This is a genomic window from Fundidesulfovibrio agrisoli (genome assembly GCF_022808715.1).
GTDB classification, from domain to species: Bacteria; Desulfobacterota; Desulfovibrionia; order Desulfovibrionales; family Desulfovibrionaceae; genus Fundidesulfovibrio; species Fundidesulfovibrio agrisoli.
In genome coordinates, this window is the sequence record NZ_JAKZKX010000031.1 from 21037 (window position 1) to 42690 (window position 21654).

At 66.8% G+C, this 21654-nt stretch carries 22 protein-coding genes; 20 read left to right on the forward strand and 2 right to left on the reverse strand.

Annotated features, from left to right (window positions below; translation table 11 throughout):
- Positions 1 to 114: 114 nt before the first annotated feature.
- From MLE27_RS16315 to MLE27_RS16380, 14 genes are all read left to right on the forward strand, one after another.
- The gene (locus tag MLE27_RS16315) at positions 115 to 2337 is read left to right on the forward strand and encodes a hypothetical protein (RefSeq protein WP_243313432.1); all 2223 of its coding nucleotides are present in this window, start codon (positions 115 to 117) and stop codon (positions 2335 to 2337) included.
- A gap of 126 nt (positions 2338 to 2463) precedes the next feature.
- The gene (locus tag MLE27_RS16320) at positions 2464 to 3399 is read left to right on the forward strand and encodes an AraC family transcriptional regulator (protein WP_243313433.1); all 936 of its coding nucleotides are present in this window, start codon (positions 2464 to 2466) and stop codon (positions 3397 to 3399) included.
- Positions 3400 to 3613: 214 nt separating this feature from the next.
- Entirely contained in the window at positions 3614 to 4816 is a 1203-nt protein-coding gene (locus MLE27_RS16325; RefSeq protein WP_243313436.1) for an aldo/keto reductase, read from the forward strand.
- Positions 4817 to 5041: 225 nt separating this feature from the next.
- The gene (larC, locus tag MLE27_RS16330) at positions 5042 to 6406 is read left to right on the forward strand and encodes a nickel pincer cofactor biosynthesis protein LarC (protein WP_243313438.1); all 1365 of its coding nucleotides are present in this window, start codon (positions 5042 to 5044) and stop codon (positions 6404 to 6406) included.
- Between the two features lie 11 nt (positions 6407 to 6417).
- Positions 6418 to 7230: an ATP-dependent sacrificial sulfur transferase LarE gene (gene larE / locus MLE27_RS16335; protein WP_243313440.1), complete on the forward strand. Its 813-nt coding sequence runs from the start codon at positions 6418 to 6420 to the stop codon at positions 7228 to 7230.
- A gap of 18 nt (positions 7231 to 7248) precedes the next feature.
- Positions 7249 to 8004, forward strand: coding sequence for a nickel pincer cofactor biosynthesis protein LarB (gene larB / locus MLE27_RS16340; protein ID WP_243313443.1), 756 nt, complete (start codon positions 7249 to 7251; stop codon positions 8002 to 8004).
- A gap of 320 nt (positions 8005 to 8324) precedes the next feature.
- Positions 8325 to 8678: an ArsR/SmtB family transcription factor gene (locus tag MLE27_RS16345; RefSeq protein ID WP_243313446.1), complete on the forward strand. Its 354-nt coding sequence runs from the start codon at positions 8325 to 8327 to the stop codon at positions 8676 to 8678.
- 139 nt (positions 8679 to 8817) lie between these two features.
- Positions 8818 to 9828 carry a permease gene (locus MLE27_RS16350; protein ID WP_243313477.1) on the forward strand — a complete coding sequence of 337 codons (1011 nt, stop codon included), beginning with the start codon at positions 8818 to 8820 and terminating at the stop codon, positions 9826 to 9828.
- Positions 9829 to 9843: 15 nt separating this feature from the next.
- Positions 9844 to 10077, forward strand: coding sequence for a thioredoxin family protein (locus MLE27_RS16355; RefSeq protein ID WP_243313448.1), 234 nt, complete (start codon positions 9844 to 9846; stop codon positions 10075 to 10077).
- Between the two features lie 17 nt (positions 10078 to 10094).
- On the forward strand, positions 10095 to 10487 hold the full coding sequence (locus MLE27_RS16360; RefSeq protein WP_243313451.1) for a putative zinc-binding protein: 393 nt from the start codon (positions 10095 to 10097) through the stop codon (positions 10485 to 10487).
- A 77-nt stretch (positions 10488 to 10564) separates the two neighbouring features.
- Positions 10565 to 10873, forward strand: a complete 309-nt coding sequence (locus MLE27_RS16365) for a thioredoxin family protein (RefSeq protein WP_243313453.1) — start codon at positions 10565 to 10567, stop codon at positions 10871 to 10873.
- A gap of 10 nt (positions 10874 to 10883) precedes the next feature.
- Positions 10884 to 11591 carry a cytochrome c biogenesis CcdA family protein gene (locus MLE27_RS16370; RefSeq protein WP_243313454.1) on the forward strand — a complete coding sequence of 236 codons (708 nt, stop codon included), beginning with the start codon at positions 10884 to 10886 and terminating at the stop codon, positions 11589 to 11591.
- A gap of 60 nt (positions 11592 to 11651) precedes the next feature.
- On the forward strand, positions 11652 to 12743 hold the full coding sequence (gene arsB / locus MLE27_RS16375; protein ID WP_243313456.1) for an ACR3 family arsenite efflux transporter: 1092 nt from the start codon (positions 11652 to 11654) through the stop codon (positions 12741 to 12743).
- Positions 12744 to 12905: 162 nt separating this feature from the next.
- A complete protein-coding gene (locus MLE27_RS16380) occupies positions 12906 to 13340 on the forward strand; it encodes an arsenate reductase ArsC (protein WP_243313458.1) in 435 nt (144 codons plus the stop codon).
- On the opposite strand, the gene MLE27_RS16385 is transcribed toward MLE27_RS16380, so the two are convergent.
- Positions 13337 to 14386: a LysR family transcriptional regulator gene (locus tag MLE27_RS16385; protein ID WP_243313460.1), complete on the reverse strand. Its 1050-nt coding sequence runs from the start codon at positions 14384 to 14386 to the stop codon at positions 13337 to 13339. The genes MLE27_RS16380 and MLE27_RS16385 overlap by 4 nt on opposite strands.
- Positions 14387 to 14533: 147 nt before the next feature.
- Between MLE27_RS16385 and MLE27_RS16390 the strand changes: the two genes are divergently transcribed.
- Positions 14534 to 14992, forward strand: a complete 459-nt coding sequence (locus MLE27_RS16390) for a C-GCAxxG-C-C family protein (protein ID WP_243313461.1) — start codon at positions 14534 to 14536, stop codon at positions 14990 to 14992.
- Between the two features lie 34 nt (positions 14993 to 15026).
- A complete protein-coding gene (locus tag MLE27_RS16395) occupies positions 15027 to 15584 on the forward strand; it encodes a putative zinc-binding protein (RefSeq protein ID WP_243313463.1) in 558 nt (185 codons plus the stop codon).
- Between the two features lie 78 nt (positions 15585 to 15662).
- Here MLE27_RS16395 and MLE27_RS16400 read toward each other — a convergent pair whose 3' ends face one another.
- The gene (locus MLE27_RS16400) at positions 15663 to 16556 is read right to left on the reverse strand and encodes a LysR family transcriptional regulator (RefSeq protein ID WP_243313465.1); all 894 of its coding nucleotides are present in this window, start codon (positions 16554 to 16556) and stop codon (positions 15663 to 15665) included.
- A 492-nt stretch (positions 16557 to 17048) separates the two neighbouring features.
- Between MLE27_RS16400 and MLE27_RS16405 the strand changes: the two genes are divergently transcribed.
- The 4 genes from MLE27_RS16405 (at position 17049) to MLE27_RS16420 (ending at position 21503) form a co-directional block, all read left to right on the forward strand.
- Complete coding sequence (locus MLE27_RS16405; protein ID WP_243313467.1) at positions 17049 to 18482, forward strand: anion permease; 1434 nt, start codon at positions 17049 to 17051, stop codon at positions 18480 to 18482.
- 57 nt (positions 18483 to 18539) lie between these two features.
- Positions 18540 to 19616 (forward strand): tartrate dehydrogenase, encoded by a 1077-nt coding sequence (locus tag MLE27_RS16410; RefSeq protein ID WP_243313469.1) that lies wholly within the window; start codon positions 18540 to 18542, stop codon positions 19614 to 19616.
- 252 nt (positions 19617 to 19868) lie between these two features.
- Positions 19869 to 21059, forward strand: a complete 1191-nt coding sequence (locus MLE27_RS16415; protein ID WP_243313471.1) for a patatin-like phospholipase family protein — start codon at positions 19869 to 19871, stop codon at positions 21057 to 21059.
- A 6-nt stretch (positions 21060 to 21065) separates the two neighbouring features.
- Positions 21066 to 21503 carry an NUDIX hydrolase gene (locus tag MLE27_RS16420; protein ID WP_243313473.1) on the forward strand — a complete coding sequence of 146 codons (438 nt, stop codon included), beginning with the start codon at positions 21066 to 21068 and terminating at the stop codon, positions 21501 to 21503.
- The last annotated feature ends 151 nt before the right edge of the window (positions 21504 to 21654 follow it).

Sequence of the window (21654 nt, forward strand, 5' to 3'; positions counted from 1 at the left end):
CCTCCCCGAGGACAATCACCGTCCCGCCAGCCACTTGACCGAAGCCCGGCGCCCGCGACCGAGCGGAATCCGTCCGGCGACGGCCGTGGCAATGGAGAAGGAACGGTTCCGAGCATGTCCGAACGATCTGTAGGCCGCGTCGCGGCGGGCCTGGCGCTGCCGGTCTTCTGGGCCGTGGCCATGGCCTGCGCCGCGAAGCTCGACATCTGGGGCGCGGGGTTTTCCAACCTCGGCGCGCCGGTGGTCCTGTCCGGGGCGCTCAAGCTGTGCGTCGTGGCGGCCGGGTTCGTGTGGGTGTGCGCGTTGGGCGCGGCCTTCCTTGAAACCGCCGGGGCGGGCGGGGACGGCGCGCCGGATGCGGGCATGCTGGCCGCCAGCGGCATCTGCGGGCTGGGGCTCGTGTCGCTTGCGAACTTCACCCTGGGGGCGCTGGGGCTGTATTCGGCCTGGATGTACGGCCCGGCCCTGCTGATTGGCTCCTGGCTGCTGCGCGGGCAGGCGGCATGGGTCCTGCGCTGCCTGGGCGCGGGCCTTGCGGCCGTGTTCAGGCGCGGTGGCCCTCGCGGCGCGGACTGGACTCCGGCGCTGTGGCTGCTTTCCCCGGTGGCCGCCGCCCTGGCCCTGTACGTCCTGTTCGCCAAGGGGGTCTACCCGGACTTCGGCGGGGACGTGTTCTACTACTTCAAGTATCTGGCCGACTGCGCGCGCGGCGGGAGCATCTTCCCGGCCCGGTACGACCAGCTGGTCTACTTCCCGACCAAGTTCTCCGGCATCCACTACCTGCTGAACATCGTGTTCGACCCGTCCTACGCGGCCCTGGGCACGGTGATCTACACCCTGGTGCTGCTGGTGTGCCTGTGCGACTTCGTGCTGGCCTGCACGGGCAGCGCGCTCCTGGCCCTGGCGGCCCAAAGCGCCTTCCTGGCGGGCGCGCCGCTCTTGGTGTTCACCAACAACTTCAGCAAGGCCAACTTCCCGGCCTCGGCCTCGGTGGCCTGCTTCGCCTATCTGCTCTGGAGGCATTCTACCCAGCCCGGCTCCCGGGCGTACCGGGTGGCGCTGCACGTCCAGGCCGTGGCGGTGTCCCTGGCCACCACAATCGTGGTGGGCTTCGCCGTGCTCTACGGGTTCATGGCCGCCACCCTGGCCGTTATCCGGCGCAGGCCCTGGCGCACCGCCCTGGGCGCGGCCCTGGCCTGCCTGGCGGCCTACGGGGCCGTGGCGGCGGTGAACTTCCACATCCTGGGCGTGGCGGATATCGGGCTGATGGACAAGCAGGTGCGCTACGGCGTCCTCCCCGCGACATCCGCCTACCTGCCGGACAGCGCCTGCGTGTTCTTCCTGAATTTCTTCGCCGGAACCTTCGCCCTGGTCGGCAGCTTGGCCGCCTACGCCGGGAACCTGGGCCAGCTCCTGCTGCAGGACATCGCCCGGCAGAACGCCTCCTCGCCCTGGCTCTGGGCCGTGGCCGCCTTCGGCCTCGCTGCCGGGGCCATGATCCCCCGGCTGCGGCGCGAGGCCGCACCCGCCTGGGGCGCGGCGGCCCTGCTGCTCACCCAGGTGGGCCTGTGCGGGGTGCTCACCTCGCGGGCCATCATGGCGCACAGCACCTTCCTGTTCGGCATGGTGTTCGCGGCGGCGCTCTACGCCGTGGGCCTGCATCTGGCCGCCCGGACCCTGGCCGGGGGGCGGGCGGGCCTCGAGAAGCCCCTGGGCGCGGCGGCCGCGGCCCTGGCGCTTGGCCTGGCGTTGTACGGCCTGCCCCACAACCTGGCGGACGACGTGCGCGAGCGCGTCGAGTTCCTCCGGGGCCTCAAATCCTACCATAACGTGTACGCCGGGTATTACCCCGAGCTGCCCACGTGCGACAAAATCGCGGCCCTGGCCGGGCGCGAACACAAGGTCCTGCCGCTGTCGCCTTTCTCGCCCTGTTCGCCCTACACCGGGGAGCAGGTCGTGGACCAGGTGACGAGCTTCTTCGGGCGCGACGGCAGGCCCCTGGCCCAGGACGCCCCGGACGAGGCGGCGGAGATCCTGCTGCGCCACGGGGTGGGCCGCGTGATCGTGGATTTCGACGACCAGGCCGCCTGGTACGCCTTCCTCTCGCCGTTCCACCCGGACGCGATCGCGGCGTACTGCTCCGGCGCGGTGAGCCTGGGCGGGCTCAAATACATGCTCACGTTCGGGAAGGCCAACCCCTCCGGCGGGCTGGACCCGGCCTTCCTGGAGCAGTACCGGGCCTTCTACGAGAAGGGGCTGCGCCAGCCCGCGCACGAGCTGCACGAGCGCATCCTGGACAACATCGCGACGGACCGCTGCGTGGCCAGGGGGAAGTAGCCCCCGCCGGACCCTGTTGAACGATTCTGCCTGATTTTTGCCTGATCCTCCCGAGGGTGGCGCTGGCGTGTTGCGCGCCGGTATGGAATGGGTATTATCCGGTATTCGCCATCGTGAGGCATTCCCATGTTTAATCAAAAGCTTAATCAAGAGAACGAAGCCGACGGGCTCAGGGCCGCCTCCGAGGCCCTGGCCGAAGGAATTGCCCGATGGACCGCGCAGGCGGAGCGGCTGGATACGCCCATCTCCGCCCTGACCCTGGTCCGGCGGGAGAGCCCCACCGAGCAGACCGGCTACATGCACGAGCCCAGCCTCTGCCTCATCGCCCAGGGCTCCAAGCGCGTGCTGCTCGGCAAGGAGCTCTACACCTACGACGCGCAGCATTTCCTCATCACCTCGGTCAACCTGCCGGTTGTGGCCCAGGTCACCCAGGCCAGCAGGGAGAAGCCCTACCTGGGCCTGGTGCTCCGGCTGGACCAGCGCGCCATCACCCAGATGATGGTGGACAGCGACCTCCCCGCGCCGCGCACCCAGCCCGCGGGCCGGGGCATGGCCGTGGGCGTGGTGAACGCGCCCCTGCTCGGGGCCATCAACCGCCTGCTGGACCTGCTGGCCGAGCCGGAGGCCATCCCCATTATGGCCCCCATCATCCAGAAGGAGATCCTCTACCGGCTGCTCGTGGGCGACCAGGGGCCTCGGCTTAGGCAGATCGCCGCCGCCGGGACCCAGAGCCACCAGATCGCCCAGGCCATCGACTGGCTCCGTGACAACTACGCCCGGCACCTGCGCGTGGAGGACCTGGCGGCCCAGGCCAGCATGAGCCCCTCCACCTTCCACCGCCATTTCCGGGCGCTCACCGCCATGAGCCCGCTGCAGTTCCAGAAGTGGCTGCGGCTGCACGAGGCCCGGCGGATGATGCTCACGGACCGCATGGACGCCTCCAGCGCGGCCTTCCAGGTTGGGTACGAGAGCCACTCCCAGTTCAACCGCGAGTACAGCCGCATGTTTGGCGCGCCCCCCCTGCGCGACATCAAGAGCCTGCGCAGCATGGCCGAACGCTAGCGGTTCGGCCCGCCGCGCCCCCGCCTTTTGCAACGCGTTCCTCGATAACCCCTCGCATCCTGCGCGTTCGTTTCAGCCCCGGCAGGATCGGGCAAGAATCGGGCAGGAATGGGCGTTCAACCCCGCCGGCGCCGCGCGTATTGAGTGAACCGCCGCACAGGTGCGGCCGGATCATCCAACGAAAAGCGTGTCCGCAAGGACGAGGAGGCTTTCGATGCTCTACAGAAAGATGCCCAAGACCGGGGACGAGCTCTCCATTCTCGGCTTCGGGTGCATGCGCCTGCCCATGGCCGACGGCAAGATCGACGAAGCCCGGGCCATCGCCCAGATCAGGGGGGCCATCGACAGGGGCGTCAACTACATGGACACCGCCTGGCCCTACCACGGCGGGGAGAGCGAACCCCTGCTGGGCAAGGCCCTGAAGGACGGCTACCGGGAGAAGGTCAAGGTGGCCACCAAGCTGCCCACCTGGCTCATCGACACCCGGCAGGACATGGACCGCTACCTGAACGCCCAGCTGGAAAGGCTTGGGACGGATCATATCGACTACTACCTGGTGCACGCCCTGGAAGGCGTCTCCTGGGACAGGATGGCGGCCCTGGGCGTGGGCGAATTCCTGGACCAGGCCAAGCGCGATGGGCGCATCGTCAACGCCGGGTTCTCCTTCCACGGGTTGGGGGAGGACTTCGCCCGAATCGTGGACGGCTACCCCTGGGAGTTCTGCCAGATCCAGTACAACTACCTGGATAAGCAGTTCCAGGCGGGCCTGGAGGGGCTGGAGTACGCTGCATCCAAGGGGCTCGGCGTGGTCGTCATGGAGCCCCTGCGCGGCGGCAACCTGGGCCTGCCCACTCCGCCCCCTGCCGTGGCCGCCATCTGGAACGAGGCCCAGGTGAAGCGCACCCCGGTGGAGTGGGCGCTGCGGTGGGTCTGGAACCACCCCGGCGTCATCGTGCTGCTCTCGGGCATGAACGAGGAGGCCCACATCGAACAGAACCTGGCCATTGCGGGCGAAGCGCACCCCGGCTCCCTCACGGCGCAGGAAATGGACCTTGTGGACCGGGCGGGCCGCACTTACAAGGAGCTCATGCAGGTGGGCTGCACGGGCTGCGGCTACTGCATGCCCTGCCCGGCGGGCGTCCAGATTCCCAAGTGCTTCGACTTCTTCAACAAGATGCACATGTTCGGGAACGAGGAAGAGGCCAGGTTCATGTACGCCGCCTTCGGCAGCGGCATGACCGGCACCGGCCAGCCCGGGTTCGCCTCCCAGTGCGTGGCCTGCGGTGAGTGCCTGGAGAAATGCCCGCAGCACATCGCCATCCCGGACGAGCTGGTCCGCGTGGCCGCCGGGATGGAGGGGTCGGACTTCCAGCAACGGGTGGAAGCCATCAAAGGCCACTTCAAGAGCGGGCTCTAGCAGCCCGCCCTGAAATCGCCGCTGGCTGCGCCGCTTCAAAAAGGTCAAACCCTCGCGTATGCCGAATACGCTCCGGCCTTGACTTTTTCTTGCCCCTCGCCGGCGGGTTTTTTGAACAGGCCGCATGAATGGATTCGAGCTGGGGGCTGAAACGCCCCGGGACGCCGGGCCTCCCCGCGAGGCCCGGCGCACGGGCCGGAAACCCGCGCGAAGGCGCAGGAAACCATGAAGATACTGTATTACGACTGTTTCGCCGGAATCAGCGGGGACATGAACCTGGCCGCCATGATCGGCCTGGGCGTGGACCCGGATTACCTGCGGGGCGAGCTCTCCAGGCTGGGGCTGGATCACGAGTTCGAGCTGGTTGTCTCCAAGGGTGCGCGCAGCGGCATCCACGGCGTCCGGGTGGACGTGGCCCTCAAGAACCAGGGCGGGCACGAGCATCACCATGAGCACGGGCACGGCGAAGAATCCGGGCATGGGCGCGACCATCCCCATGAGCACGGGGGGCACGCGCACCATCACGGCCATTCGCACGAGCACGGCCACAGCCATGCCCACGAGCACGAACATGGGCACGGGCACGAGCACGGCCACGACCACCATCACCATCACCACCATCACGCCCACAACCGCAACCTGGCGGACATCGAGGCCATCATCACGGGCAGCGGCCTCTCCGAGGCGGTGAAGCGCACCAGCCTGGCCATCTTCCGCAAGGTGGCAGAGGCCGAGGCCAAGGTCCACGGCAAGCCCATCGCCGAGGTGCACTTCCACGAGGTCGGGGCCACGGACTCCATCGTGGACATCGTGGGCGCGGCCGTCTGCCTGCACAGCCTGGGCGTGGACGCGGTGTGGTCCTCCCCGGTGGAGCTGGGCGGCGGCTTCGTGCGCTGCGCCCACGGGCTGATCCCCGTTCCGGCCCCGGCCACGGCGGAGATCCTCCAGGGCGCGCCCACCACGCGCGGTGCCGCCCGGCACGAGGCCACCACCCCCACGGGCGCGGCCATCGTCGCCGCGCTGGCGGACGAATTCACCGCCACGCCAGCGCTCGTCGTGGAGAAGACGGCCTACGGCATCGGCCACCGCGAGGCGGAGATCCCCAACGTGCTGCGCGTGCAGCTGGCCCGCGCCGAGGCCCCGCAAAAGGCGGGCCGCGTCCAGGAGGCGCGCCTGCTGCAATGCAACATCGACGACATGACCGGCGAGGCTCTGGGCGTGGCCATGGACCTGCTCATGGAGGCCGGGGCCATGGACGTGCACTTCACGCCCATCCAGATGAAGAAGAACCGGCCCGCCACCTGCGTCTCCCTGCTGTGCTCCGCCAAGGACGAGGAACGCTTCAAGGAGCTGCTCTTCCGCCACACCACCACCCTGGGGGTGAAGAGCTTCCCGCTGGAAAAGACCGTGTTGGACGTCGGCTTCGAGCGCCTGGAGACTCCGCTGGGGCCGGTGACCATCAAGAACGCCCTGCGGGATGGCAAAGTGCTGCGCTCCAAGCCCGAACTGGAGGACTGCCGGGAGCTGGCCCGCCGCCACGGCCTGACCCTGGGCGAGGTCTACGCGGCCATCGCCGGGTGCCGGAAATGAGCGGGGAGGCAATGACGCACGCCATCCCGAAAGAGGAGAAGCTCCGCAACCTGCTCCGCTCCCTTGGGGGCATGGGCAAGGCGCTGGTGGCCTTCTCCGGCGGGCTGGACAGCACCTTCCTGCTGCACGCCGCCCGGGAGGCGCTGGGCGACGGCGCGCTGGCCGCGACCATCGTCACGGCCTACATGCCCGAGGCCGAACGCGAGGACGCAATACGGGCGGCCAAGGAAATGGGCGCGCGCCACCTGCTGCTGGAGGTTCCCTTCCCGGAAATCCTGCGCCACAACCCGCCGGAGCGCTGCTACCTCTGCAAGCGCACCCTTTTCGGCCTGCTCCGGGAGGCGGCCGCCGCCGAGGGCGTCGCCCACGTGCTGGACGGCACCAACCTGGACGACCTGGACGACTACCGCCCGGGCATGAAGGCCCTGGGGGAGCTTGGCATCGAAAGCCCGCTGCTGGCCGAGGGCCTGACCAAGCGCGACATCCGCGAGCTCTCGCGCGAACGGGGCCTGCCCGCGTGGGACAAGCCCGCCGGGGCCTGCCTGCTTTCGCGCATCCCCCACGGTGTCGTGGTGGAGGACGCGGAGCTCAAGCGCATCGACCAGGCCGAATCTTTTCTGAAGGAAATCGGCTTCGCGGCCGTGCGCCTGCGCAGCCACGGGGACCTGGCCCGCATCGAGGTGCCGCGTGAGCTGGTGGGCGAGTTGGTGGAGGCCGACAGGCGCCACGGCATCGACGCCCGGCTCAAGACCCTGGGCTACCGCCACGTGGCCGTGGACCTGGGCGGCTACCGCATGGGCAGCCTCAACGAACAAACGCCGTAGGCTGGAAATACATCGCACATGGACAAGCACGAGAATCTGAGGAAGCTGCTGGCCGGCATCAAGGACGGCAGCCTGGACGTGGAGCAGGGCCTGGAGCGCCTGCGCGACCTGCCCTTCCTGGACATGGGCCACACCAAGATCGACCTGCACCGCGCCCTGCGCAACGGCTTCCCCGAGGTGATCTACGGCGAGGGCAAGACCCCGCAGCAGGTGGGCGAAATATTCAAGCGCATGGGCGAGCACGCCAACGTGCTGGCCACGCGGGTTTCGCCTGAAATGGCGGAGCACGTGCGCTCCGTCTGCCCCGAGGTTCGCTACAACCCCCTGGGCCGGACCCTGACTTTGGTGCGGGGCGAGATCCATTACAAGGAAGGCGAGGTGGCCATCGTCACCGCCGGCACCTCGGACCTGCCCGTGGCCGAAGAGGCCAGGGAGACCTGCGAGATGCTCGGCAGCCACGCCACCGTGATCTCGGACGTGGGCGTGGCGGGCATCCACCGCCTGCTGGACCGCCTGGGGCACATCCGCAAGGCCCGGGTCATCATCGTGGTTGCGGGCATGGAGGGGGCCCTGGCCAGCGTGGTGGGCGGGCTGGTGCAGCAGCCCATCGTGGCGGTGCCGACCTCCGTGGGTTACGGCGCGGCCCTGGGCGGGCTCTCGGCGCTCCTCGGCATGCTCACCTCCTGCGCCAGCGGCGTGACCGTGGTGAACATCGACAACGGCTTCGGCGCGGCCTGCGCGGCCTGCAAGATCAACAACCTCTTCCCGGCCTGAGCGGGCGGGCGTTTCAGCCGCAGGGGACGGGCCGCAGGCCGGGAGCCCGGCAACGCGGTCCCTCCCGGCGGCCTGTCATGACAACGCTGCCAAGGCGCAAGAGAAAGCCTGGCCCGGCGGGGGGGGGTCCCGCGCCGGGCCAGGCTTTTGCCGTTGGAGGGCCATCCTCCCCTCCGGCCGCAATCCGCCCTGAGCCTGGCAAACCCTTGGCCCAGGCGGCAAGAGGGCAATTTTCATCGCGGTGAAGTAGTTTGCCCCGTCCGCGCTTGACGTCCGAAAAAACCGAGCATATAGCCAAATTCAAATATGGAGATACGCGCATGAAGCCTTTTCTTCGCCTCATGAAGGCCCTGTCCGACGCCAACCGGGTCAAGATCGTCAAGATGCTCAAGCGCAGGCCCATGTGCGTCTGCGAGCTGCAGACGGCGCTCGGCGTGGCGCAGCCCACGGTCTCCAACCACCTCAAGGTGCTTGAGGACGCCGGGCTGGTCGAGAGCGCCAAGGCGGGCCAGTGGGTGAACTATTCGCTGGCCGAAGGGGAGAGCGCCTACGCGCGCGCGCTCCTTCAGCACCTGGAGACCTGGCTGGAGGACGACCCCGAGATCGCCCGGCTGCTGTCCGGGCTGGACGACATCCGGCGCGAGAACATCTGCTCCGTGAAGCCCGCCAAATAGGCGGCAAGGCGGGGAGGAACACATGAACGACCTGAGGGAACTTCGCATCGATTCCATGGGAGGCGGCATGCCCGGCCCTGGAGCGACACCGGCGCCGCCCGCGCCCGACAAAGGGGCCGGAGAGGCCGGACAGGCCGGTATGGCGCGAATCCTGGCCCTGGGCATCGCGGCGCTGGCCCTGTGGATCGCCGTGTACACGCACCTGGAGGCCTGGGCCGACGCCGCGACCTACGGCCTGCTCGGGCTGGAGAGGGGCTCGGCCTTCGCCGCGGCCCTGGCCTTCTTCCTGTACGACGGCCCCAAGGTGCTGCTCCTTTTGACCCTGGTGGTGTTCGGCGTCGGGATCATCCGCTCCTTCTTCACGGCGGCCCGCGCCCGCAGGCTGCTGGCCGGGCGCGGCGAGGCCGTGGGCAATGTCCTGGCGGCCCTGCTGGGCATCGTCACGCCCTTCTGCTCCTGTTCGGCCGTGCCGCTCTTCGTGGGCTTCGTCACGGCGGGGGTGCCCCTGGGCGTCACCTTCTCCTTCCTGGTGAGCGCTCCCATGGTCAACGAGGTGGCCCTTGTGCTGCTCTACGGGCTCATGGGCTGGAAGGTGGCCGGGCTGTACCTGCTCACGGGCCTGCTGGTGGCCATGGTCAGCGGCTGGGTCATCGGCAGGCTGAAGATGGAGGGCCACCTGGAGGAGTGGGTGCGCCTGATCCACGCCGGGCAGGACCAGCCCGAGGTAGAGCCGGGCTGGCCGGGACGGGTGCGCGCGGGGCTCGAAGCGGTCAGGGACATCGTGGGCCGGACCTGGCCCTGGGTGCTGGCGGGCATCGCCGTGGGCGCGGGCATCCACGGCTACGTGCCCGAGGGGTTCATGGCCTCCATCATGGGCCGCGACGCCTGGTGGTCGGTGCTCGCGGCCGTGGCCCTCGGCGTCCCCATGTATTCCAACGCCGCCGGTATCATACCCGTGGTGCACGCGCTCCTGGAGAAGGGGGCGGCCCTGGGCACGGTGCTGGCCTTCATGATGAGCGTCATCGCCCTTTCCCTGCCGGAGACGATCATCCTGCGGAAGGTGCTCAAGCCGCGCCTGCTCTTCACCTTCGTGGGCGTCGTGTCTCTGGGCATCCTGCTGGTGGGCTACCTGTTCAACCTCATCCTGTAACGCGGGGAGGATTCCATGGAGATCAAGGTGCTGGGGCCGGGCTGCCCCAAATGCCACGAGGCCGAGAAGCGCGTCCGGGAGGTCGTGGCCGAGCTTGGCGCGGACGCCACGGTGGCCAAGGTCTCTGACTTTCAGGAAATCGCACGGATGGGGGTGTTCTCGACCCCGGCCGTGGCCATCGACGGCGAGGTGAAGTGCGTCGGCAAGGTGCCGTCCAAGGCGGAGATCGCCGCCTGGATCAACGCATAAGGATACTGGAGGCCGCAATGAACGCTCCGTGCTGCTCGAAAGACCGTGAAGTCATGATCCTGGCCTGCTCCGGGGGCTCCAACGTGGGGCAGTTGACGAACCAGGCCGCCGTTGAGCTCACGCGCGAAGGCTTCGGGAAGATGTTCTGCCTGGCCGGAATCGGCGGGGGCCTGGGCGGGTTCGTCAAGTCCGCCAAGGAGACTCCCCGGGTCATGGTGCTCGACGGCTGCCAGGTCGGCTGCGCCAAGGCCATTCTGGAGCGCGAGGGGATACCGTTGCAACATCACGTGATCGTAACCGACCTGGGCATAGAGAAAGTGAAGGACAGGCAGCTCGCCCTGAACCGTGAGGACGTGCTCACGGTCATGCGGGCCGGGAAGGCCTCCGTCGGCGAGGGGGCCGGGCTGTAATGGGCGGGGTGTTTCGCGCGGCGCTCGCCCTGGCGTTTGCGGCGTGCCTTGCCGCGCAGGGCCTTGCCGTACAGGCCATGGCCGGACCCATCCCGGAGGTGCCCGCCAGGGGACAGGTGACCATGGTGGACCTGGGGGCCAAGGCCTGCATCCCATGCAAGATGATGATCCCGGTGATGGACGCGCTGGAGAAGGACTACGCGGGCAAGGCGGCCATCGTCTTCATCGACGTCTGGGAGAACCCGGAGCAAAGCAAGGCCTTCGGGATCAGGGCCATCCCCACGCAGATATTCTACGGCAAGGACGGCAAGGAGACGTACCGGCACGAGGGTTTCTTCGACAAGAAATCCATAACCGAAATCCTGGACAGGCTTTTGGCCCAGTAGGGAACCCACGGTGCTCGACCAGCTCTTCCTGACGATCAACGCCTGGATGGTGGACAGCTTCGCCGTGGCCGCCGCGGGCTGCTTCCTCTGGGGCGTGGTGAGCGTGCTCTTCAGCCCGTGCCACCTGGCCTCCATCCCGCTCATCGTGGGCTACGTGGCGGGGCAGGGGCGGTTGATACGGGGCAGGGAGGCCGTCAAATACGCCCTGGCGTTCACCTCCGGGCTGTTCCTGACCATCGCCGTTGTCGGCGTGGCCTGCTCCCTGCTGGGGCGGATGCTCGGGGACATCGGCCCCTACTGGACCATCGCCGTGGGCGCGGCCCTGGTCTGGCTCGCCCTGGACATGCTCGGGGTGGCCAGGTGTTCCATGTCCGGGGGGCTGATGGGGCGCATGAAGGTCAGGGGCGTGGGCGGGGCGTTCCTGCTGGGCCTCGCCTACGGGGTGCTTTCGGGCTCCTGCACGTTCGGCTTCATCGCCCCGATCCTGGCCATCATCACCATCCAGCAGAAGGTGATGACGGGTGTGGCCCTGATCGTGCTGTTCGGCGTGGGGCACTGCGCGCCCATAGCGGCGGCGGGCAGCTCCACGGCCCTGGTGCGGCGCTGGCTGGAGAACAGGGCCGTGCGCCAGGGCGGGGACTGGTTCCGCAAGGGCGCGGGCGGCATGATCGCGTTGCTGGGCATCTATTTCATCGCCAGGCCTTTTTTTGGGGCCTGAACCCGGATATGCCGATTTGCAGGGCATCTTGAAAGCCAACGATAGGCCTGGAGGCCGCACATGACGGAAAGCATCACGAAAAAACTCTCCTTTCTGGACCGCTACCTGACCCTGTGGATCTTCGCGGCCATGTTCGCGGGCGTGCTCATGGGCTGGGCCATGCCCGGCGTGCGCGGCGTGGTGGAGTTCTTCCAGGTGGGCACCACCAACATCCCCATCGCCATCGGGCTCATCCTGATGATGTATCCGCCCCTGGCCAAGGTGAAGTACGAGAAGCTGGGCCAGGTGTTCGGCAACGCGCGGGTGCTGGGGCTCTCCCTGGTGCAGAACTGGGTCATCGGGCCGGTGCTCATGTTCCTGCTGGCCATCGCCTTCCTCTCCGGCCATCACGAGTACATGGTGGGGCTCATCCTCATCGGGCTGGCCCGCTGCATCGCCATGGTCATCGTCTGGAACGACCTGGCCTCGGGCGACCGCGAGTACTGCGCGGGGCTGGTGGCCTTCAACTCCATCTTCCAGGTGCTGTTCTTCTCGGTCTACGCGTGGCTGTTCATCACCTATCTGCCCGGCGTCCTGGGTTTGAAGGGCGTGGCGGTGGACATCTCCATGGGGCAGATCGCCCAGAGCGTGTTCATTTACCTGGGCATCCCCTTCCTGGCAGGCATGGCCTCGCGGTTCTTGGGCTTGAAGCTGAAAGGACAGCAGTGGTACGAGGAGGTCTTCCTGCCCAGGATCAGCCCCATCACGCTCACGGCGCTGCTCTTCACCATCCTGGTGATGTTCTCGCTCAAGGGCGAGTACATCGTGCGCCTGCCTTTCGACGTGGTGCGGGTGGCCATCCCCCTGTGCGTGTACTTCCTGGTCATGTTCGCGGCCTCGTTCTGGCTCTCCTGGAAGGCCGGGGCCACCTACGAGCAGTCGGCCACGCTCTCCTTCACGGCGGCCTCCAACAACTTCGAGCTGGCCATCGCCGTGGCCGTGGCCGTGTTCGGCATCGACTCCGGCCAGGCCTTCGCCGCGGTGATCGGGCCCCTGGTGGAGGTGCCCGTGCTCATCGCCCTGGTGAACGTGGCCCTGTGGATCAGGCGCAGGTGGTTCCCCCACGCGGTCGAGACGCCGCTGGGCGTGTGCCACGTCTCCTGCAAACCCTAGCAGCCTGTTGAAAAATCCCCGCTGGCGGCGTCGCTTCGAAAAAGCCGAACCCTCGCGCAGGATAACTACGCATCGGGCTCGGCTTTTTCTCGCGCCTTGCCGGCAGGTATTTTGAACAGGCTACAATAAACGATTTTCTCAACGGACTGTTAGAGGTGCGTCATGCCTTCCAAGACGAAGATACTGTTCCTGTGCACGGGCAACTCCTGCCGCAGCCAGATGGCGGAAGGTTTCGCCCGGGCGTTGCGCTCCGGCGACATGGAGGCCTGGTCGGCGGGGGTGGTCCGGCACGGGATGAACCCGCTGGCCGTGAAGGCCATGGCCGAGGCCGGGGTGGACATCTCCGGCCAGAGCTCCAAGACCGTGGATGACCTGCCCAGGAAAGAGTTCGACTGGATCGTCACCCTCTGCGGCCACGCCAACGAGAACTGCCCCTACTTCCCAGGCAAGGCGAGGCGCATCCACGCGGGCTTCGACGACCCCCCGGCCCTGGCCAAGGACGCCGCCAGCGAAGAGGAAGCCCTGGCCCACTACCGGCGGGTGCGCGACGAGATCAAGGCCTTCGTGGAAGGCTTCGACGTGAACGCCGCAAGCTAGCAGCAGCGCCCCCCCGCTCCAGCTCCAGACCCAGGCCCAGACCCAGGCCCAGACCCAGGCCCAGACCCAGGCCCAGACCCAGGCCCCGGTTCATGGTCAGGGGGGGCGAAAAGGTTCTCCAGAATGGTGCGCGTCCCGCCCATGGTATGAGCCTTGGCCCCCTCCATGAGCCTGGCGCGCACCATGTCCATGAACGCGGCCAAAGGCGGGGAGAGCCATTTGTCCTTGTGGCGCACCATGAGCACGGCCGTCTCCATCTCCCCCTCGGCCCAGTCCAGCACGGCCAGCCGCCCGGAGGCCACGTCGCCGCGCACGGCCAGCTCCGGCAGGATGCTCACGCCCACCCCGTCCATCACGCAGCCGCGCAGTGCCGCGGCGCTGGAGAAGGCCACCCCGGCCGCAGTCTCCACCCCCCTGCCTGATAGCAGGCCCTCGAACATCTTGCGGTAGGAGCAGTCCGCCGTGGAGAGCACCAGGGTCTCGCCCTTGAGGTCGTCCGGCCCGATTGGCCCGCGCCCCGCGAGCCGGTGACCGGGCGCGGCCACCAGCACCAGGCGCTCGATCCCCAGCAATTCCACCACCAGGTCGCCCCCGCGCACCGAATCCGCCATGAGAAAGGCCAGGTCCGTCACGCCCTGGCGCAGGTCCTTCTCCAGGCCCTCCAGGGTGCAGGCCGTGAAGCTCAGGCGCACGTTGGGGAAGCGCTCCCTGAACGGCCGGATCACCCCGCCCATCCTGTACGCGCACAGTGATTCGGGCACCCGCACCGTGAGGGCGCCCCGGGCCTCGGCCTCGCCGGAGACCCAGGCCCGGGCCTCGTCCTCCAGGTCGAGGATCTTGCGTGCGTAGTCCAGCAGGCGCTCGCCAGCCTCGGTCAGGGCCACGCGCCTGCCCAGGCGCTCGAACAGCTTGACCCCCAGGTCGGCCTCGATGGCCGCGATGCGCGCCGAAACCGTCGATTGCGCGGCGTGCAGGGCCTCGCCCGCGCGGTTGAAGCTGAGCAGCCCGGCCACGGTCATGAATGTTCTCAAATCACGAAGTTCCATGTCAGCCCCGCATTGTTCGGTGTCTCCGATCAACCAGATCAAATATAATCGTTAGAATTGATCGTTGATAGCTTGTAAACAGCTATTCAGATCAAACGGCGTTGTCAACCGGCCAGCATCCCGGCCGGAAACACAAGGAGAACGGAGATGAACAAGAATCAGGTGGAGCAAAGGACATACGAGCTGTTCCAGGGCGGATTCCACTGTGCGGAATCTGTGCTGGCGGCGGTGCTCGAAGCCTCCGGTGCGGAAGAGGGCGGCATCCCGCTCAAGGCCGCGACGGGGTTCGGCGGCGGCATGGGCCGCTGCAAGGAGGAGACCTGCGGGGCCATCACGGGCGGCATCCTGGCGCTGGGCCTGCTGCAGGGGCGCACCAGCCCAGCCCAGTGCTGGGACGGCATCGCCTCCAGGGCCGCCGAATTCCGCGAGAAGGTGCGCGCCATCACCGGGCACACCAAATGCCGGGAGGTGCTCGAAGCCCTCGGCCCCCAGGAGAACATGGAGAAGTGCAAGCGCCTGACGGCCAGCTCGGCGGGCATCCTGCACGAATTGCTGGAAAAGCCCGCCGCCTGCGCCCCGGCTGCCGCCTGCGGCTGCCGCCGATAACCGCCCGGAAAACCGGAACACGGAGGAATACGCCATGAGTTGCGAAAAGAACGCCGCCGTCGATTGCGCGCCCGATAACGGGGGCCAGTTCGAAACCGTCAGCATCCGCAAGCCCACCGGGGTGTGCCAGCTCTGCGAGGATTTTTCGCAGAGGCAGTCCATCAAGCCCGTGGCCGTCATGTGCTGCGAAGGCTCGTGCCTGCGGGGCGAGATCGCGCGGCAGGCCTCGAACATTCTCTGCCATTCGCTCCTGCCGGAGAGGACCGTGCGCGTCTGCCTGGGCGGGGCCTTCACCAAGAACACGGGCCAGCGCGCCCTGGTGCGCAACGCCCCCCTGGTGGTAGCCATGGAGGGCTGCTTCCTCAAGTGCGCCACGCGCATGATGCAGGGCGTGCTGGAGGGGCTGGAGCCCGACGTGGTCATCGCGGACTCGCTCATCGAGTTCGACAGGGACCTCTTCAGCGTGGACGAGATGCCCGAAGTCGAGATCATGGGCCACGCCCTCGACATCGCCGAGCAGATGGCCGCCAAGCTGGGCGGGCCGAGCCGCGCCGCCGCGCCCGCCGGGTCCGGCTGCGCCTGCTCGGGCTAGCGGCTCCTCATGAGGCCCTGCCGGAGCAGCGCGTTCCGGCGGGGCCGCCGCCATCCCGCCCCATCCCTGAGGGACACGTCACACGCCTTTGATCTCCGTCAACAAGCGCTTGAGAATGGAGACGGTGCGGCATTCCGGTTCGTTGGCGCGCTCGATCATGAAGTAGTTTATCTTGCCGGGGCTGATGTCCGACTTCACTTCCCGTATGAGCCCCTGGTCCATGGGCTGCTGCACGCAGCAACGCGGGATGATCGTCATTCCGGCGTGTTCCATCACCAGGTTCTTGATGGATTCCATGTCGGAGAGGATCGTCGGCGCGCGCATGTCCATGAACCAGGGCTGCTTCTTGAGCCAGCGCATGGCGTACTCGTGCGCGATGGTTCCCTTCTCGCGGAGGATGAAAGGCTGGTTCGCACAGTCGCCGCCCTCCAGCGCCGCGCTGTGCTCGGCGTAACGGGATGAGCTGATGGCGAGGATGCACGGTTCGGCAAGCAGGGGCGTGAATTGGAGCCTGGAAAACCCGGGGGCCTTGGGCGCGAACCCCAGGTCGACAAAGCCGTCCTGGACCCAGGTCGCGATGGAGTAGGCCGTGCCGAAGTGAAGATGGATGTCGATATGGGGGTATGTGTCCAGAATGACTTTCAGCACGGGCGGCAGGTAATGCGCCCCCATGACGGACGAGGCGGCGATGTTCAGGGCGCCTTGTACGCCCTGCTCCTGGGTCGCGCTCGCGCCCTTGATGTCGTCGATCAACCGGAAGAGTTCGCCGGCTTTCAGCAGGAGCTGTTTCCCGCTCGCGGTCAGGCGCGTGTTGGAGCTTGAGCGCACGATCAGCTGATATCCCAATGCCTGTTCAAGCGCCTGGATGTGATGCGTCACCGTCGGCTGCGTGGTGTAGAGTTCCTGGGCCGCCTTCGTGAAGCTTCCGGTTTCAGCGACCTTGAGGAATGTTTTGAGGTGGGAAAGTTTCATGGATGTCCCATGTGATCTTCATCGTTCTGCGCAGTTCAGGCGGATGCTTTTCAGTAAAGTTGAATCATTGTAGGTCATCGCGTTTATCCCCGCCACAATTTTCAATCCCCGCTTCCTGCCGCTTTCGGTGACGGCTTCCGCTTCACACGGACGGAGCACGCATGCCCGCGGGGGGGCATCAGCACCATGGATTGAACGCCCACCCTCATGCATTCCGGGCACAGCATGGGCGTCGGCCTGGCGGCGTGAGCCCCCCCGACTCGCGATAGCTTATTCGGAATATGCGATTTTTAAATTTGTCCCGAATCGGGCGCATGTCTTAAACTCACGCAAATCCCTCTCAGTGGAGGGGGCATGCCCATGTATTTTTATGGAGCATCGCCGCATCGCCAAAGGTGAATGGCGGCGCGGTACGGTGCCGGAAGAGCCGTACAGAGTTGTTCGCGCAACCAGCCACGATACGCGGATGCGAAGCACGCCAAGGAGGCGACCATGAAGAACGTCTGGAAAGCGATCCTGCCGCTGGCGGTGGGTGCCCTGATTTTCCTCCTCCCCACACCTAACGGCCTCGCACCGCACGCCTGGCAGTATTTCGCCCTGTTCGTCGCCATCATCACGGCGCTCATCATCGAGCCATTTCCGGCCGCCGCGGTCGGCGTGATGGGCATCAGCTTCGGCGCGGCCCTGAACCTCGTCCCGGCCGCGCCGGACAAGGCCCCGGTCCCGGCGGACGCCGTGCGTTGGGCCCTTTCGGGCTTCTCCGACGGCACGGTCTGGCTGATCTTCGTGGCCTTCATGTTCGCCATGGGCTACGAAAAGAGCGGGCTCGGCCGGCGCATCTCCCTTGTGCTCATCAAGAAGCTCGGCCGCTCCACCCTGGGCCTTGGCTATGCGGTCGCTCTGGCCGACCTGGTGCTGGCGCCGTTCACCCCGTCCAACACCGCCCGCAGCGGCGGCACGATCTTCCCGATCATCAAGAACATTCCGCCCCTGTACGGCTCCACCCCCGAGAACGAACCCCGCAAGATCGGCGGCTATCTCATGTGGGTGGCGCTGGCCACCACCTGCGTCACCTCGACCATGTTCCTCACGGGCCTGGCTCCGAACCTGCTGGCCATGTCCCTGCTGGAGAAGACGGTCAAACTGAAGTTCGAGTGGGCAGAGTGGTTCACCGCCCTGGCCCCGGCCTGCATCATCCTGTTCCTGGCCGTGCCCTGGCTGACCTACGTGCTCTATCCGCCGACCACCAAGCGCAGCGACGACGCACCCAAGTGGGCCTCCGACGAATTGGCAAAGATGGGGCCGGTGACGCGCAAGGAGTGGTCCATGGCCGGGCTGGCGGTGTTCGCCCTGGTTCTGTGGATCTTCGGCGGCAAGTATTTCAACGCCACCACCGTCGCCCTGATGGCCCTTTCCCTGATGCTCATCCTCGACGTGGTCAACTGGACGGACGTCACGAGCAACAAGAACGCCTGGAACGTGCTGGTGTGGTTCGGCACCCTGGTGGCCCTGGCCGACGGCCTGGCCAAGGTCGGCTTTCTCAAGTGGTTCGCCACCCTGGCCGCCACGTCCATGTCCGGGCTGTCCATAACGGTGCTCATCCTGGCCCTGGTCGCCATGTTCTTCTACGTGCACTACATGTTCGCCAGCCTCACGGCCCACACCACGGCGCTGCTGCCGGTGATCCTGGCCACGGCCTCGGGCATCCCGGGCATGCCCATGCGCACCATAGCTCTGCTGTTGTGCGCCACCCTGGGCCTCATGGGCATCCTCACTCCCTACGCCACCGGGCCGAGCCCCATCTATTACGGCAGCGGCTACATCAGCCGGACGGCGTTCTGGGTTCTGGGCCTGGTCTTCGGCACGATCTTCATCGCGGTGCTGTTGGGCGTGAGCTACCCGTATCTGCTCATGATCGAATTCTAGAGCGCGGCGCATCAAACAACCCGGCGCAGGCCGGAAACACCAAGCGAGAGGCAAGCCATGAAGGAATTCAAGATCGCGGTCATCCCCGGCGACGGCATCGGACAGGAGGTGACGCCCGAGGGCGTGCGCGTCCTGGACGCGGTGGGCGAGGTCACCGGCGCCTACAAACTGAGCTACGAGTATTTCCCCTGGGGGTGCGACTACTATCTCCAGCACGGCTCGATGATGCCCGAGGACGGTCTGGACATCCTGCGGCCCTTCGACGCCATCTACTTCGGCGCGGTTGGCCTGCCCAAGCAGGTGCCGGACCACGTCTCGCTGCACGGTCTGCTCATCAAGATCCGCCTCGGCTTCGACCAGTACGTCTGCACCCGGCCGAGCCTGCTGCTGCCTGGCATCAAAAGCCCCCTGGCGGGCAAGAAGCATGGCGACATCGACCTGGTGGTGGTCCGCGAGAACACCGAGGGCGAGTATTCCGGGGCGGGCGGCCGCTCACACCCGGGCATGCCCTTCGAGGTGGCCCTGGAGACCTCGGTCTTCACCAGGGTCGGGGTGGAGCGCATCATCCGCTACGCCTTCGAGCTGGCCATGACCCGGCGCAAGCACCTCATCTGCGTGACCAAGTCCAACGCGCAGCGGCACACCCTGACCCTGTGGGACGAATGCTTCGAGCGCCTGGCGGCGGAATTCCCCGAGGTGCGCACCGAGCGCATGCTCGTGGACGCCATGGCCGCCCGGCTCGTGCTCCAGCCCGAGTCCGTTGACGTGGCCGTGGCCTCGAACATGTTCGGCGACATCCTCACGGACATCGGCGGGGCCATCAGCGGCAGCCTGGGCCTCTCCCCCAGCGTGAACATCAACCCCGAGAGGATGTTCCCCTCCATGTTCGAGCCGGTGCACGGCTCGGCCCCGGACATCATCGGCAAGGGCATCGCCGACCCCATCGCCATGATCTGGACGGGCGCCCTGATGCTGGAATTCCTGGGCCACAAGGCGGAGGCGGCCATGATCGTGGAGGCCATCAAGGGCGTCACCGCCGAAGGGCGGGTGCTCACGCCGGACCTGGGCGGAAAAGCCAGGACCACCGAGGTCACGGACGAAATCATCGCCAAAATCAGGGCCGCCGCCCGCTAGCGGAAAACAGGGGCTCTCCCGTGCGGGGGGAGCCCCTCCCGCGGCCGCGCGGCGCGCCACGCCCCACCGGGCCTCAACCCCGATCGGCACTGGGAAAGGAGGTTCGCGGCACGGCGCAAGCGCCTTTGCAAACGCGCATCTCGGGTGAAAAGTGCAAGATGGCGCTCTTGCCCGCTTGCCTCGGAGGTGATTCTCGTGGAAGCTGCTTCCGGCTGATTCGATCGGGTTCACTTATCATCACGGAATGGCTTCATGGATGAGCACGCGCGGCAGACGCCGGATGATGCGGGGGCCACCGCGTTGCTCGGCCGGATCGACCGGCCGGGCCCCAAGAAGATGCTGTGCATCGATGGCGGGGGTATCCGCGGGCACATCGCCATTGAGCTGATCGCGGGGATCGAGGATGTCCTGCGCGGCAGGAGCTCGCGACCTGACGCGTTCGTCTTGGCCGACTACTTCGATTTCTTTTCGGGCACGAGCACAGGCGCGATAATAGCCGCCGCTCTGGCCACGGGCATGCGCGCGAGCGACGTCCGCGCCCTTTACGACGCCCATGGCGAGGCGATGTTCACCCGGAACCCCTGGTACAGGCGGTTGGGGGCCAAATACTCCGAACGGCGCCTTGCGGAGGTGCTCAAGGAGATTTTCGGGGAACACACCACCCTGGGCGATCCGCTCCTCAAGACCCTCCTCATGGTTGTCGCCCGCAACGCCAACACGGGGTCGCCCTGGCCGCTCACCAACAATCCCCGGGCAATGTTCAACCTGCGCGTGAACGAGGACGGCACCCCCAACGAGATGTGCAATCTGGACATCCCGTTGTGGATGCTGATCCGGGCGAGCACCGCCGCGCCGGGCTATTTCCGCCCCGAGACGATCAGCCTCGGAGGGCGCGACTTCTCCTTTGTCGATGGCGGCTTGACCCCCTACAACAACCCTTCCTTCCAGACTTTCCTGACCGCCACCCATCCGGCCTACCGCGTCAACTGGAAGACCGGCGCGAAGAATCTCCTGCTCGTGTCCGTGGGAACAGGGAGCAAAGCCTGCGAGATCGATTCACGGCGCGTCAACCGCATGAATCTGCTGGACCATGCCCGGGAGGTGCCGGCGGCCTTGTTGCAGGCCATCAAGGAACAGCAGGACATGCTGTGCAGGGTGTTTGGCGACTGCCTGTTTGGGGATCCCATCGACCTGGAACTCGGGAGCCTGAATTCCGGCGAGCCCTCCCTCGAAAATGTTTCGAAGCTGTTTACGTACTGTCGGCTGGATGTCGAGTTGTCGGCCAAGTCTTTGCAGCGCCTGGGTCTACCTGGCCTGGACGTGAACCGTCTTTGCCAGCTCGACTCCATCCGCCACGTCGCCGAGCTGAAGCGCATCGGCGAAAGGGTGCGGCAAGCCGATGTAGCCCCGCGGCTCTTTGAGGATTTTCCAGTGGAGGATTAGCGTCGAATGAGCATGGAACAATACCCTCAACGCCCTGTGCCGGCCGTCCGGGCCCTCGTGCTCGACAGCGCGGGCAGGGTCCTGTTGCTCAAGCGGGCGAACACGGGCAGCGGGGCCGGGGCGTGGTGTCTTCCGGGGGGCAAGGTGGACTATGGCCAGACTGTGGAGCAAGCCGTGGTGCGCGAGGTCCTGGAGGAAACCGCGCTGGAGGTGACCGCTTCACGCTTCTTTTTCTACCAGGACAGCCTGCCCGAGGACCCGGACGGCATGCACTGCATCAACTTCTATTTCGTCTGCCAGGCCATCGGCAAACCAAGGCTGAATGAAGAATCATCCGAGTACGCCTGGATCGGAGAGGGCGATCTGCCTCGCTTTCACATCGTGTTTCGAAACGGCGAGGCCGTTGCCAGGCTTTTTTCCGAGCTGAACGGTCACGGCCGGTAGCTTGGCCGCCGGGCGTGCGCCCGCATCCGCACGGTCGCGCCGAGGTCGGCAGGCCGGAAAGCAAGGAACCCTCAAGCGCCAAACTTCCGTAAAACCCCCCATGGGCGAGGCGATAGGCCTGGGTGATTTCTGGCGGCCGCAGTACGGCCGT